At 44.0% G+C, this 13,986-nt stretch carries 16 protein-coding genes; 10 read left to right on the top strand and 6 right to left on the bottom strand.

What is annotated here, in order from left to right; translation table 11 throughout:
* Positions 1-111 precede the first annotated feature (111 nt).
* Entirely contained in the window at positions 112-1,110 is a 999-nt protein-coding gene (locus HNP76_RS03710; protein WP_184657631.1) for an AraC family transcriptional regulator, read from the bottom strand.
* 161 nt (positions 1,111-1,271) lie between these two features.
* Between HNP76_RS03710 and HNP76_RS03705 the strand changes: the two genes are divergently transcribed.
* The 10 genes from HNP76_RS03705 to csrA all read left to right on the top strand — a co-directional run bounded on the left by HNP76_RS03705 (position 1,272) and on the right by csrA (position 10,778).
* Positions 1,272-1,883: a TetR/AcrR family transcriptional regulator gene (locus HNP76_RS03705; RefSeq protein WP_184657630.1), complete on the top strand. Its 612-nt coding sequence runs from the start codon at positions 1,272-1,274 to the stop codon at positions 1,881-1,883.
* Between the two features lie 110 nt (positions 1,884-1,993).
* Entirely contained in the window at positions 1,994-2,230 is a 237-nt protein-coding gene (locus HNP76_RS03700; protein ID WP_184657628.1) for a hypothetical protein, read from the top strand.
* Positions 2,231-2,233: 3 nt separating this feature from the next.
* Positions 2,234-4,321 carry a heavy metal translocating P-type ATPase gene (locus HNP76_RS03695; RefSeq protein WP_184657626.1) on the top strand — a complete coding sequence of 696 codons (2,088 nt, stop codon included), beginning with the start codon at positions 2,234-2,236 and terminating at the stop codon, positions 4,319-4,321.
* A gap of 9 nt (positions 4,322-4,330) precedes the next feature.
* Positions 4,331-4,633 (top strand): HMA2 domain-containing protein, encoded by a 303-nt coding sequence (locus tag HNP76_RS03690; RefSeq protein ID WP_184657624.1) that lies wholly within the window; start codon positions 4,331-4,333, stop codon positions 4,631-4,633.
* Positions 4,634-4,907: 274 nt separating this feature from the next.
* Positions 4,908-6,227 (top strand): phosphopyruvate hydratase, encoded by a 1,320-nt coding sequence (gene eno / locus HNP76_RS03685; RefSeq protein WP_184657622.1) that lies wholly within the window; start codon positions 4,908-4,910, stop codon positions 6,225-6,227.
* A gap of 227 nt (positions 6,228-6,454) precedes the next feature.
* Positions 6,455-6,928 (top strand): hypothetical protein, encoded by a 474-nt coding sequence (locus HNP76_RS03680; protein WP_184657620.1) that lies wholly within the window; start codon positions 6,455-6,457, stop codon positions 6,926-6,928.
* A 35-nt stretch (positions 6,929-6,963) separates the two neighbouring features.
* Positions 6,964-8,832, top strand: coding sequence for a flagellar hook-associated protein FlgK (gene flgK / locus HNP76_RS03675; RefSeq protein ID WP_184657618.1), 1,869 nt, complete (start codon positions 6,964-6,966; stop codon positions 8,830-8,832).
* Between the two features lie 29 nt (positions 8,833-8,861).
* Complete coding sequence (locus HNP76_RS03670) at positions 8,862-10,109, top strand: flagellar hook-associated protein 3 (RefSeq protein ID WP_184657616.1); 1,248 nt, start codon at positions 8,862-8,864, stop codon at positions 10,107-10,109.
* A 4-nt stretch (positions 10,110-10,113) separates the two neighbouring features.
* The gene (gene fliW / locus HNP76_RS03665) at positions 10,114-10,557 is read left to right on the top strand and encodes a flagellar assembly protein FliW (RefSeq protein WP_184657614.1); all 444 of its coding nucleotides are present in this window, start codon (positions 10,114-10,116) and stop codon (positions 10,555-10,557) included.
* Entirely contained in the window at positions 10,557-10,778 is a 222-nt protein-coding gene (gene csrA, locus HNP76_RS03660) for a carbon storage regulator CsrA (RefSeq protein WP_184657612.1), read from the top strand. The genes fliW and csrA overlap by 1 nt, the downstream gene beginning before the upstream one ends.
* Here the strand turns inward: csrA and tsaB are convergent.
* From tsaB to HNP76_RS03635, 5 genes are read right to left on the bottom strand one after another with little or no spacing between them, the layout of a single operon-like run.
* A complete protein-coding gene (gene tsaB / locus HNP76_RS03655) occupies positions 10,771-11,451 on the bottom strand; it encodes a tRNA (adenosine(37)-N6)-threonylcarbamoyltransferase complex dimerization subunit type 1 TsaB (protein ID WP_184657610.1) in 681 nt (226 codons plus the stop codon). The genes csrA and tsaB overlap by 8 nt on opposite strands.
* A gap of 17 nt (positions 11,452-11,468) precedes the next feature.
* The gene (gene tsaE, locus HNP76_RS03650) at positions 11,469-11,909 is read right to left on the bottom strand and encodes a tRNA (adenosine(37)-N6)-threonylcarbamoyltransferase complex ATPase subunit type 1 TsaE (RefSeq protein ID WP_184657608.1); all 441 of its coding nucleotides are present in this window, start codon (positions 11,907-11,909) and stop codon (positions 11,469-11,471) included.
* Positions 11,900-12,172, bottom strand: coding sequence for a hypothetical protein (locus HNP76_RS03645; protein WP_184657606.1), 273 nt, complete (start codon positions 12,170-12,172; stop codon positions 11,900-11,902). The genes tsaE and HNP76_RS03645 overlap by 10 nt, the downstream gene beginning before the upstream one ends.
* Before the next feature lie 39 nt (positions 12,173-12,211).
* Positions 12,212-13,315, bottom strand: a complete 1,104-nt coding sequence (locus HNP76_RS03640) for a PilZ domain-containing protein (RefSeq protein ID WP_184657604.1) — start codon at positions 13,313-13,315, stop codon at positions 12,212-12,214.
* Positions 13,316-13,906, bottom strand: a complete 591-nt coding sequence (locus HNP76_RS03635; protein WP_184657602.1) for a DUF8042 domain-containing protein — start codon at positions 13,904-13,906, stop codon at positions 13,316-13,318. It lies immediately after the preceding gene.
* Positions 13,907-13,986: the final 80 nt, after the last annotated feature.

The following is a 13,986-nucleotide window of genomic DNA, read 5'->3' as shown; positions in this document are numbered from 1 at the left end:
TTTTAACATTTGTTAGAATTTGCTAACTATAAAAATCTACTTCTTTCCTTCCTTCCCCTCTACCAAAAGCCGACATATTTTTAACGGTTTTCGCTCATTTTATGTGGGGGACTAGTCCTGCTGTTTTGAAAAATCTTTTGGCAGAATGCCGAATTGCTTTGAGAATGCGACTGCAAAATGACTCATGTTGTTGTAGCCTGATTTAACCGCCGCCTCAGAGACTGAAAAATTGTGTTCTTTTATAAGGTGGGCCGCGTATTCAAGCCTTTTTTCCTGGACATAGGCGTGAAGGGAAGTGCCGTAAAGAGTGCGGAAATTGCGGTTCAGCTTGCTTATGCTCATTCCAAGTTCCTGGGCTACGGACTCTGCATCATAATCCTGGGACGGTTTTCTTTGAATGTTTTCCCGTAAGGCTTCAATCCGCTCGATGTCATTTTTGTTCGGAAGAGATTTACGCTTTATCTTCTCAGTTTTGTTGTAGGCGATGCCGTAAAGCACAAGAGCTGTAAGTTCAATCATTTTTCCTTCAAGATAGACTCCCTCGTATTCCTTAAATCGCTCGGAAGTGTCTATTTCAGAAAGAATTCTGTACATTTCGCCTGTTATCGCTGTTTTTGTTACATGGGTTAAGAACTGGCTTTCAAGCTCGTGAATGTCTTTGTCAGAAAAGTATTTTGAAAGAAGCTGCCTGAAAAAGGAAGTCGGCATCTGCATGCTTTTGAATTTGAAATTCGTGTTCGCCGAATAATTCATTCCTGTGTGATAGTCGTTGTTCCTGAAAACGCAGACTTCCCCGCTTGACATTTTGATTTCCTCGACAGGCCTGGCAAGTTCATTTCCTTTCTGCTTGTTATGAACGTACCAGCTTATGTCCTGATTGATGTTGAACATAATCTGCACTTCGTCATTTCCGCAATTGTCAACTTCTTCGGCATCAATGCTTTTTGAAAACTGGATGTTCCAGCTTCGGTAGAGGATATTTTCGCGTTCTTTTTTTGAATCGATGTTGATTGAGCCTAAGAATTCAGGAAAAGTATTTTTTCCTTCAATGTCATCGATGCGAAGACTGACTTCTTTTCCGCCTAGAATGATTTTTTTATTGACGTTCATAAGTTTATTAGCTTGTAATACTTTGTTTATATAAGTTAGAAAAGACTAACAATTATTATTTATAACACTGTTATATCTTTGTCAAGAAGAAGAATGGTCTAAAACCTTTAGCTTCCGTTAAATTGTTGTCAAGATTAAATTCATGTCCTATAATTTCCCTTATGGCAGAAAATACTTTGCAAAAAATCCATGAGATAGCGGCGGCTGAATTTTTGGAAAAAGGTTTCCGGGGTGCATCCCTTCGAGAAATCGTTAAAAAGGCAGGTGTAACAACTGGCGCATTTTATGGCTATTACAAAAGCAAGGAAGAACTTTTTTCGGCTCTGGTAAAAACTCACGCGGATTACATTTTGAGTTTCTTTAAGGCTGAGGTTGCAAAATTCATGGCAATTCCCAAAAACGAATGGGCTGATAATATGGCTTCCTATTCTAAACACGGGATGGTTCACATTTACGAATATGCCTGGGAACACAAAGAAGCCTTCCGCCTGATTTTAAATGCGAGTGAAGGAACTGAATTTGAAAATTTCATTCATGAACTTGTCGAAGTTGAAATTGAAATCACTCATGTTTTTTATATGGAAATGGAACATCAAGGCTACAAGCCTTTTGCATTCGACCCCACTCTTGAACATACGATTATTTCCGGTGAATATTCCGCACTTTTCGAGCTTATCGTCCACGACATTCCCTTTGAAAAAGGGAAAAAATGTGCCGAAGAACTTCATGACTTTTACGAAGCTGGCTGGCAGTGCGTGCTGAAACTTAATTAAATCCAGATTATTGATTTTTATTGACTGATAAAGCTTCATTTATTACAATAGCAGTGTTATATAACAATGTTATATAACACTGCTATATCTTTTATTTCGAGGTCAAAATCATGGCATTTTCAAACAAATGGGTTGCCTTTGGTGTTGGTGTTGCGGCTGGTGTTGCTGCTGTTGCATTGGTAAAAAATCCGGCTTTCAAAAAAGCCTGTGCTGCTGTAGTCGGAAAAGGCCTTCAGCTTAAGGATGATGCATGTGCTTTCGCTGAATCTGTAAAAGAAGATGCGCAGGACATCGTTGCCGAGGCAAAATACAACAACCAGAAAAAGGCTGAGCAAGCAAAGGCATAATCCGTGACAGTCACAATTCATCATGCCTTGCCTGGGAGAATCCGCATTCATTACAATTTGCATGAAATTTCTCCCCGGCAGGCAATCCTCGCACAAAGCCTTATCGCTGTTCAGGAAGGAATCACAGACATTTCCGTGAACACGAACATCGGCTCCTATCTTATTCTGTTTGATTTATCCGTAATTTCACAGGCAGAAATCGAAAATCTTTTTAAAGCTCTTGGTCCTAAATATCTTGAGGACGAGAAACTGCTTGAAGCCGTAGCACAAATTCCGATTACCGAAAGCATAATGAGCATTTTTGTTAGCACGATGATAAATCATTTTGCAAAAAAACTGCTCCCAATCCCGCTCAGGCGTTTTATGCTTTTCATGAATATTATTCCACGTCTTGGTTCTGCTTTTGGAATGTGCTTCAGACATGGAAAGATTTTCAGCACGCAGATGCTTGATGCCACAGCCCTTACAACGGCGGCTTTCACTGGAAACACAAATACGGCAAGCTCAATCTCCATGCTTTTGACTCTTGGTGAGGAAATTGAGGAAGTCACAAAGCGTGTTTCTTACGGAAATCTTGCACACAAACTCCTGATTTCAGACGAACCCGTGCATATTCTTGAGGACGGAGAAGAAAAAACAATTCCTGCCGAAGCCCTCAAAAAAGACGATCTGGTCATTGTCCGTGAAGGCAGCATGATTCCATGTGACGGGACTGTTGAAAATGGCGAAGGAATGGTCAATCAGGCAAGCATCACGGGAGAGTCGCTTCCCGTTGAAAAAAAGGCTGGAAGTGGTGTTTTTGCAGGAACGATTTTAAGCGAAGGGGAACTTGTAATCAGAACGCGTTCTACAGGCCGGGATACAAAAGTTCAAAACATCATTCAGATGATTGACAACTCACAGAATCTCAAGGCAAATGTTCAGCGACGCTCAGAAAATCTTGCAGAAAAAATCGTTCCGCTTAATTTTGCCCTTGCCGGTCTTACATGGCTTTTCACAAGAAACCTCACAAAGACCATGTCAACGCTGATGGTCGATTATTCGTGTGCAATGAAACTTGCCGCACCGATTGCAGTTCTTTCAGCCATGAAAGAAGCCGCAGGACGAGGAATCAGCGTAAAGGGCGGAAAGTATCTTGAAGAAGCAGCTGAAGCGACAACAATCATTTTTGACAAAACCGGTACGCTCACATACGCAAACCCGAAAGTTGAAAAAATCTATGCGATGAAAGATTTTGGCGAGGATTTTGTCTTGCAGACTGCGGCCTGCCTTGAAGAGCATTTTCCGCATCCACTCGGTCGTGCCGTCGTTGCCCATGCCGAAGAAAAAGGTCTTTTCCATCCGGAAAATCACACAAAAGTCGAGTATATTGTTGCGCACGGAATCGCATCGACTTTGAACGATAAAAAGGTCAGGATTGGAAGCGCGCATTTTATCTTTGATGACGAAAAAATTTCGTTTGACGATAAAGTTACGCAGATTCAGCAGGAATCCGCAAAGTCCGGACAGTCTCTTCTGTACCTTTCATACGATGGAGAACTTGCCGGCGTTCTTGCAGTCGGAGATCCTATGCGGCCTGAAGCCCGTGAAGTCATCGAAAACCTGAAAAAGACTGGAATCCTCCGCTGTGTGATGATTACAGGTGACACTGAGGGAGCTGCAAAAAAAATCGCTGAAAGTGCAGGCCTTGACGGATATTATTCGCAGGCTTTGCCCGAAGATAAAGTCCGCCTGATAGAAAAGGAAAAGAAAGCAGGAAAGGTAATCATGCTCGGTGACGGAATTAACGATGCTCCGGCTTTGAGTGCGGCGGACGTAGGAATTGCGATCGAAGGAAGTTCGTCAATCGCAAGTGACACGGCTGACATAGTACTGACCGAAGGCGGTTTGAACAATGTGGCAACAACGCGTATGCTGGCACAAGGACTGATTCAAAAAATCAACCAAAACAATGCCTTTATAATAGAAGTAAATTCTGCTTTACTTCTGCTCGGTGTGTTCGGCTTGATTTCACCACAGCTTGCCGCAATCCTTCACAATTCGGTTACAGTCGGAATCAGTGTGAAGGCAATGGAAAATATTCTAGATTAGGACGATTTTATGATTACAAGTTTTTTTCCTGGCCGTGTTCGGCTAAGGGCACCAATTTTCAAGGAAGCGGATTTGGTTGAAAAAGCACGCTCAATCCTTCAGAAAAGTGATGCCATCAAAAACATTGAGAATAATTTTCTTACAGGAAGCGTTCTGATTGAATATTACCCCGAAAAAGTGCCGGTGAAGAAACTTCTTCCAATGCAAGAGTTTTTCGCAAACCTTGCAAAGGAAGCCCAGCATTTTGACGGTAAAGACGAAAGCCGCAAGAAAATTCTTTCGATGCTCAATGAACTGGAAGAAGTCTTTTAGGCGCCTTACTTTTTTTAATAATGATATTATAGAAATATTAAAAAGGTTAGCAATATATAACCAAAATTAACTAAATCTTCTTTTCCCGATTGACATCACCCAAAAAAAATTGTAGATTAACTGTGGTTAGTTATTGCTAACTATCACAATACTAGCCACATTGTGATACAAATGCAAGTTTTGCCGGACCATGATTTTCACAAAACCACTTCTGCAGTGTAAAAATTAATGACGGCAGGCTTGCATGTTTTTTGAAATTTCTGGAGGTTTAAAAATGTTGAATAAACTTGCAATCAGCAATGTTGTCGGCCGTGAAATTATCGATTCACGCGGAAATCCAACTGTCGAAGTGGATGTAATTCTTGAAAACGGCGTTCTCGGCCGTGCCGCAGTTCCAAGTGGAGCTTCTACAGGCGAAAACGAGGCTCTTGAACTTCGCGACGGAGACAAATCTCGCTACGGCGGAAAGGGCGTTCTTAAAGCCGTTGAAAACGTAAATAAAATCATCGCCCCAGCCCTCAAAGGCGACAATGTTTTTGAACAGCGCGCAATCGACATGAAAATGCTCGCCCTTGACGGAACTCCTACAAAATCAAAGCTGGGTGCTAACGCAATTCTTGGAGTCTCACTTGCAACCGCTCAGGCAGCCGCAAAAGCACTCAATATTCCTCTTTACCGCTATATCGGCGGAGCCAACGCACACGTTCTTCCTGTTCCAATGATGAACATCATCAACGGCGGCGCTCACTCAGATGCCCCGATTGCCTTCCAGGAATTCATGATCCGCCCGGTCGGTGCAAAATCAGAAAAAGAAGCAATCAGAATGGGAGCAGAAGTTTTCCATGCTCTTGCAAAATTACTCAAAGGTCGCGGACTTTCAACGGCTGTTGGCGATGAGGGCGGATTCGCTCCAAAATTCAACGGAATCAATGACGCGCTCGATTCAATCGTTCAGGCAATTAAAGACGCAGGCTACAAACCTGGTGAAGACATAAAAATCGCAATGGACTGTGCCGCTTCTGAGTTCAGCGTAGAGAAAGACGGAAAATTCTTCTACAACTACAAGGAACTTTCTAACGGAACACCAAAAGATCCGAACGGAAAATGCCTTTCTGACGACGAGCAGATTGCTTACCTTGAAGAGCTGATTACAAAATATCCGATTGACTCAATCGAAGACGGCCTGGACGAAAACGACTGGGAAGGTTGGAAAAAGCTCACTGCAAAAATCGGTGACCGCTGCCAGCTCGTAGGCGACGACCTCTTTGTAACGAACGTAAAATTCCTCGAAAAGGGAATCAAGATGGGAGCAGGAAACGCCATCCTTATCAAGGTAAATCAGATTGGATCCCTCACAGAGACTCTCGAAGCAATCGAAATGGCTCACCGCCACGGCTACACAACTGTAACTTCACACCGCTCAGGCGAAACAGAAGATACAACAATTGCCGATATCGCAGTTGCAACAAACTCAGGACAGATCAAGACTGGTTCCATGAGCCGCACAGACCGCATGGCAAAGTACAACCAGCTTATCCGAATCGAAGAAGAGCTTGGAGATACTGCAGTTTACGGTTATAAGAAACTCAGATAACTTTTATCTCTAACAGCACAACTCATTACAGCCTGCCGGGAAGAATCCGCTTTTTTTAGGATTTACACAATCTTTCTCCCCGGCAGGCTTTTTCGTCTTCCCTTAAAATCAGTACCGGCACCTTCAGCTTCCCCGTAAAAAATTCCCTCCCTGAAAATTCAATTAATTCTAATAAAATTTTTTCAGATTCCGATAATCAAAGAGAATAAATCTATTTGGGGATTTCCATGGAAGAAAAGATTGAGCAGAACGGTGATTCTGAAATTATTGCACATAAAGAGAACCTTGTTTCTGTAATGCAGGAAGAAAGCGCTCTTCTGGATAAAATTCTGGAGCAGCAGACGCTTCTTCATAACTGCGTGCGCGATAAGGACTGGGATGCTCTGAACAGAAATGTTGATAATCTCCAGACTTTGAGCGACCAGTTCGTGGAGCTTGAGGAAAAGCGTACTGCCTTGAGCGCCAACATCGATATGGCAAGCGACGTCGAAATCTCGCCGGTTTTGAGCGAGGTTAGGGGAAAGCTGCAGAAATCAAAGGTGGAAAATAAGGTTCTTAATGAATACATTGCCACCACTCGCAAATTCCTGCAGGGCGTGTTTGATTCGGTTGTTCCTCAGAGAAGGAATGTCCTGTATTCAAGCAAGGGGCAGATTGTAAAGCCTGAGTTGAGCAGTGTAGTCCTCAACCAGATGATATAGGTAAAAACAGCATTTATATAGAGGAGATGTGAAAAATGGCAAATTCATTCGCAGCGATTGAGATTGGTAAAAGAAGCCTCATGGCTCACTCGACACAGATCAATACGGCCGGTCACAATATTTCCAACGCCGATACAGAGGGATATTCACGACAGCGCGTTCAGATTAAGACTTTTGACCCTCTTTACCGCCCGGATTTGACACGCGAAGAGCGCCCGGGACAGGTCGGACAGGGAAGCTCTGTTGAATCAATCAACCGCCTCCGCGACGAACTCCTTGACCAGAGAATCGTTGCCCAGTCAAATCAGGAAACTTACTGGACTACACGAGAAAAATACTACACGATGATTGAGCAGGTTTACAATGAGCCTGATGAAATCTCAATCCGCACCAATATGGATAAATACTGGCAGAGCTGGCAGGAACTTTCTGTTTATCCTGAAAGTCAGGCTGCCCGCCAGGCTGTCGTTACACGCGGTGAGACTCTTGCCGAAAGCATCCAGCAGCGATACACGGCTTTGAGCGGCATCGGAAACCTGATTAACGGCGACATCGAAGCTACAGTAAAGCAGATCAACACAATCACAAAGCAGATTGCTGAAATCAATGGCGAAATCGTCAAGGTAAAGGCAATGGGCGACAATCCAAACGACCTTCTTGACCGCCGCGACCTGCTCGTTGAAAAACTTTCTGGTCTTGCAAACATCACGACAGATACACGCGACAACGATGAATTCATGATTCACCTTGAGGGAAACATCCTTGTTCAGGGACATGTAGCACGCAATTTTGAAGTTGAGCCGATGACTGACAACAACGGCTACAGCCGCGTAATCTGGTCTGACACAAAAAATACAGTTCAGGTTTCAGGCGGTACTTTGGGTGCCTTGATTGAATTGCGCGACGTTGACATCCGCAATGAAGTTCAGACCCTCAATACAGTCACAATGAACTTTGCTGACCTTGTAAACGACGTTCACCGTAACGGAATCGGCATGAACAACGTTACAGGCCTTGATTTCTTCGTTCAGCATCCTTTCGTAACAAGCGTAAACGGAAATTACGACCGCAACGGTGACGGAGTTGACGATCACTCATACATTTTCAGATTCACTGGAACAAACGCCCTCAATCCACAGGAAAAAGTCGGGCTTGAAGGAACAATGACTTTCTCAGGAAAGAGCGGAAACGTAAATGTTCCTTACCACGCTACAGATACAATCGAAGAAGTAGTTGCAAGAATCAATGATTCAGACGGCGAGGTTAAGGCTTATCTTGACCGTGAAAACCGCCTTGTATTGAAGGCAACAACTTCAAGCGCAATGGAAAATCCTGATTTCGTAATCCGCCACGTTGAGGATTCTGGAATGTTCCTGGCTTCTTACTCTGGAATCCTTCAGGGAAGCGGGGCAGAGAATGCGTATGATTTTGCCCAGGCAGATGCAGTCAATTCCCTCCGCGGTGAATTTGCAGTAGCTCCTGTTTTGAATCCAGCAGGATACATTGCAGTAAACGATGCAGTCAAAGGCGACGTTTTGAGCGTTGCAGCTGCATATCCGAACAATCAGGGCAAATCGATGATTGGTGACGCCCGCGCAGCCGTAGAAATTGCCTCAATCCGCAATACAAACGTAATGATTGGAAAAGACCGCACTTTCGACGACTACTTTGCTAATTCCGTTACAAACGTCGGTTTGAAGGGCGAGCAGGCTGAGATGAACATGCTGAGCCAGAACGCAATCATGGACGACCTTCGTAACCTGCGTGATTCAATCTCTGGCGTAAACATCGACGAAGAACTTGCTGAAATCATCAAATTCCAGCACGGCTACAATGCAGCTGCAAAGTTCGTTTCAGTAATCGACCAGATGCTCGACACTGTAATCAACAGACTTGGTGTATAAATCTTAAACTAATCATGGAGGATTAAGTTATGCCGACAAGAATCAGTTCACAGCTGAACAATAACCAGACACAGTATAATCTCCGCAGACAGGAAGTGAAGCGTGCCAAGATTGACCATCAGATTGGCACCCAGTCACGCATTTCTTCCCTGCGCGATGATCCTATTGCTGCAGGCCACCTTGTAAAATATCAGTCTTACCTTACACGCGTAAACAATTTTGAGAAAAACGCTACAACTTTGAGCGACCAATACCTTTACCGCGAGGGCTACATGACCAATTCACTTGAAATCATGCAGCGGGTTCGTGAGCTTGCAGTTACCGGCGCAAACGGTGTTTACACAAAGGAAGACATGCGCAACATGGCTGTAGAGGTTAACGAGCTTTTGGGCGAACTGATTCAGAACGCAAATGCTGTCTCTCCGGACGGAAATTCCCTTTTTGCGGGAACCAATTCAAATATCCGCGCCTTTGACGTTGACATGGGCGCAATTGAAGGCTCGACAGTTCCTTTGATTTCAGCCGTTCACTACAACGGAACAATTGACCAGAATCTTGTCGAAGTTGATGAAAACAAATACATTGCCGTTGAATCTGCAGGAAACCGCATTTTCTGGGCTGAAAACCAGCGCCTTTTCGGCGGACGTGATGCCCGCGAATGGCAGGCTCAGAATGATTCAGTGATTTCAGTTGACGGTCAGAAAATCGTCGTTGAGACAGGCGACAATGTTTATTCCCTTGTTTCAAAAATCAATGCGAGCGGGGCAGCTGTAAAGGCTTCCCTGGACCCCATTACCCACGGCCTCAACCTTACTACAACTGATGCACGCCAGCTCTGGCTCGAGGACGTCTCAGGCTCAGCCTTGAACGAACTTGGAATCATCAAGGATTCAAGCCAGCATCCTCCTTACAATATCGGAGATTCAGTCCGTGTTTCAGGCGGCTCTCTTTTCGATACAGTAATCGCCCTTCGTGACGCAATGTTTGCAGGTGACGGAGAAGCAATCGGCGGACGCGTTCTTGCAAGCCTTGATGCCGGAATCAACACCCTCGTTACCCGAGTTGCAAAATCTGGAAGCGAGTATGAGCGCCTTCAGAACGACATGACCCGAAATTCAGCAGTTGCCCTCAACGTTACAGGTCAGATTTCCCGTGAAGGGGACTTGGACTTGACCAAGGCAATCACGGACGAAAAAATGCTGGAATACACACAGAACGCAACCCTTTCAACAGCCGGCAAAATGTATTCTTCAACATTGCTGAACTATATGAGGTAAAATCATGGAAGTTAAGACTAAAACTATGGGAACCGTTACGGTCGATGAAAAGAACATCATCGAATTTCCTAACGGTGTCCTTGGATTTGAAGATTTTCACAAATACGCACTGATAGAATCGGAATACAAGCCTTTCTACTGGATGCAGTCTCTTGATGAGTCAGGACTTGCCTTTCTTATCGTAGACCCTTTCATAATTGCAGAAAATTACGAGCTTGATGTTGACGACAAGACTCTCTCGGAAATTGACGTTGAGTCAGCCGCTGACGTAATCGTCTGGGCAATCGTCACTGTTCCAAGCGATGGCGGACCTGTAACTGCAAACCTTCAGGGACCTGTCGTAATCAACAAGAAAAACAATCTTGCCCTTCAGATTATTCTTGCCGACACAAAGTGGACGACAAAATACAATATCATCAAGGCTCTCAAAGCGAGGGGGGCAAAATAATGCTGATATTGTCAAGAAAAGTTGATGAGAAAATCAAAATCGGTAACGATATTTCTATTCAGATTATCGGAATCTCAGGCGATCAGGTAAAAATCGGTGTCGATGCGCCAAAAAACGTAAAGGTCTTCCGCCAGGAAGTTTATGATGACATCCAGCGCCAGAACCGTGAAGCCGCATTGGGTTCAACAGCCCTGGACGCACTGGCAAATCTTCTTAGTTAGCTGATTGTTCCAGCTTTATTTCAGCCTCGGATTTTCTGAGGTAAACAGGGCCGTCGTAGTCTGCGAGCGGCTCTTTTTTTTGCTCAATCATAGATTCTGCGATTGCAAAAAGCGAGTCTGTCGGGCATGGCTGTGACGGGTAGACGATAAGATTGAAGTCAGAAGAAATCTTTTTAAGTTCCTCAGCGAAAAGAGCTGCATCAGGACCTGCGAGAAGAATCTTTTTTGACTTGTCGAGTTTTGATGCAACGAATTCTGCGCTTGTGTCAGCCGCTTCCATTACAGTCTTGCCGTTTTCGTAAACACAAGCGAAGAACTGGTCTTTTTTGGCGTCGATTACGCTTACGACCTGACCTTCAAAAGAAGTGTAGGGATATGCGTAGGCTTCCAGGGTTGGAATTCCGTAGACAGGAACATTGTTTGCAAGCTCGATTGCCTTGAGGGCTGAGAAAGCGAGGCGGAGGCCTGTGAATGTACCCGGACCAGAAGTAAGGGCAGTGTATTCAAGTTCAGAAGCCTTGAGCTCAACCTGAGAGAGAATGTAGTCGATTGAAGGAAGAAGTTTCTGAGACTGCTTTTGTCCCAAATCAAGAGAAATGCTTGCTTTAAAATCATCGTTTTTTGCGGCGATGTGCATGCATGATGCGGCCGCGTCAATTACAAGAGCTTTCATTTTTATCCCGAAAAAAATTAGTTGATTTCCCCGTGAGGCCAGTTTTCAAGAGTGATGTTTCGCTCTGTAGTGCCCTCAACAGGTTCTATCCTGAGAATTATAGTCTTTTTTGGAAGTTCGTCCATAACTTTTTCGCTCCATTCGATGAGCGAGACTCCGTTTCCGTACATTAAATCCTCAACGCCAAGATTGATGAAGTCTTCGCCGCCTTCAAGACGGTAAACGTCCATGTGATAGAGGGGCATTTTGCCTTCGTATTCGGAAATGAGACAGAAAGTTGGACTTGTGATTTCGTCATTTACGCCAAGAGCCTTGGCAATGCCCTTAGTGATTGTCGTTTTGCCTGCCGCAAGAGTTCCCTGCATGGCGATGATGTCGCCCTTTTTGAGAAGAGAGCCGATTTTCTTCCCAAGTTCAATTGTCTCTTCGGCAGAAGATGTATGGAATGTTAAGGACACGGAAGCACACCTTCGTCATCGGCTTTTAGAATATATGTTTTAAGAGCTGATTTTACTGGAATGAGAGGGTAGTCGATATCCTCACCTGGGTCGATGTCTACATAGAGCATCTTGTCACCCAGAGGTCCTGTCTCAATCGTGAAAGAGATTTTAATGTCAATTGTTTTAGAAAGCATCTGCAACTTGGCTACAGCCGCGTAATTTCGGCGGTAATAAATGTAGCTTGGGTCAGGTACAATCTGATTAAGTTCCAAAACCTGCATATCTTAAAGTAACCTATAAAATGCAATCCGTCAAGTTGATTATTCATCAAACTTGTAGACCATTGCCTGGATTCTGTTAGTGACTTTCACATCAATCTTAATGAACTTAATGTGAAGAATGTAAATGCCATCACTTCGCTTTGTGGTGCGGACAATCGTTCCAACTGCCTGATCATTTTGCTTTGCGTTAAACGGACCATCGATAAAAATGTGCTGTTCTGCTTTGATTGGCAGTGTAGCGATAAGACGGCAACCACCTGTCGAAATATCCTCAAGAATTCCCTCGTAAGCTTTTTCTGAAGGAATGTAATTGATTTTTTCTTTTTTGCCGCTTCCTTCGACCGCAACCTTGACCGAATGGAATTTGCATGGAAGATTGAGCTCGGCGCGGGCCTGTTCTCGCTTCTGGAGAGGAGAAACCTTGTCTGAATGAACGACAACCATCTGGTTTTCGCCGTCTTTTCCTTCCTGATAGCGGACAACTCGTGTCTCAACGTTATATGGAGTGCCGTCTTCAAGCTCGAAAATGAAGTTGACCTTTTCAAGCGATTTTGGCAGCTCTTCCTTTTTGATTGATGGAGGCAGGGAAAGAATCATGGCCTCGGAATTGTTTTCAGTGAGCTTGAGCTTGTGATGGAAGCCCTTTGCCACTGTGAGGGTAAAGATTGTCTCAACAGAAATGTTCTTTGAGTTTTTCATGAGGGCCTGCTGGCGGAATACCTTGAAGACCTTTTTCTGCAGGCTGAAAAGATGAGTCTTGCTGACTTCATCGTTACCCCGGTCGAAAATCTGGAACTGTTCCTTAAAAAGAGCGTACATTGTGTTGTAATCGCGCACGATGTACTTGATGTTAGGTGTCTTGTGGTTTCTGCAGATTAAGGTGAGAACGTCCTTTTCCTCTTTTACAAGCGAACAGTGGTTGGAAAGCTCGTTCAAGTCTTTTACGGAAGTGGGGCGGTTCTTCTTTTTTTCAAGATAAGCCGGAGAATTGAGGTAGTTTGTAAAGACCTTTGAGACTGCATATATGATTCCGACCACAAAAATAATTGCGACCAATATGATGATTATTGAAAAAACATTTACGTCAAGCCTGGCTTGAAGGGGAGAGCCTGTCTGAAGAGGAATAATCGAAAGATTGTTCATTTATAGCTCCTTGATTGTGTTTGCGATTGAAAGAAGTCTCGGGCTGATTTCGTATTCTGCAAGGTCGCCCATGAGGACTGTGTCCTTTGATGCGATTGCCTGCTCGAAATCGTTGAGGATTCCTGAGAAGTCCTGAAAAAACTCGTTGATGTTTTTGCCATCGATAGTGAGTTTCTGGTATATGTCCTGGAAAAGGGCAGAGAGTGTTGCCGTGTGGCAGAAGCTTTCGATAAAATCAGCCAGCTTTGAGATAAGGACTGTTGCTTCCTTGTCTTTGCCGCCCTGCAGTTTTACAGAAAGTTCTAGCAGTTCGTTTGAAAGTGACTCACATTCTAATTTTTGAGCCTGGAAAGATGAAAGAATTTCGCCTTTTGTGATGATTGTAAGTTCAAGTTTGGTGCTGTCGGTGAGAGCTTCCTGAAAGATTGACTCGAATTCGCCCGCTCCGATGTTTTTACCGTTGAGGACGATATGAATTGTGGTGGCGTCATTTTTGGCGCACTCGGCTTCGAAAGATTTTAATACGTCACCGACCGTCTTTTCGTTTTCGAGAACAATATCAAGTTTTTCGTTGTTGACATAAAATTCCATAAAAAATCCTTACTCTTCCGATTCCTACTATTATAGCATGATAATCTCGGCTTGTCGATAATATATATTTTCGGCACTTT

It is taken from the genome of Treponema ruminis (assembly GCF_014201975.1).
GTDB classification, from domain to species: Bacteria; Spirochaetota; Spirochaetia; order Treponematales; family Treponemataceae; genus Treponema_D; species Treponema_D ruminis.
The sequence above is the reverse complement of the archived record's forward strand: the minus strand, read 5'-3'. Positions and strand labels throughout refer to the sequence as shown.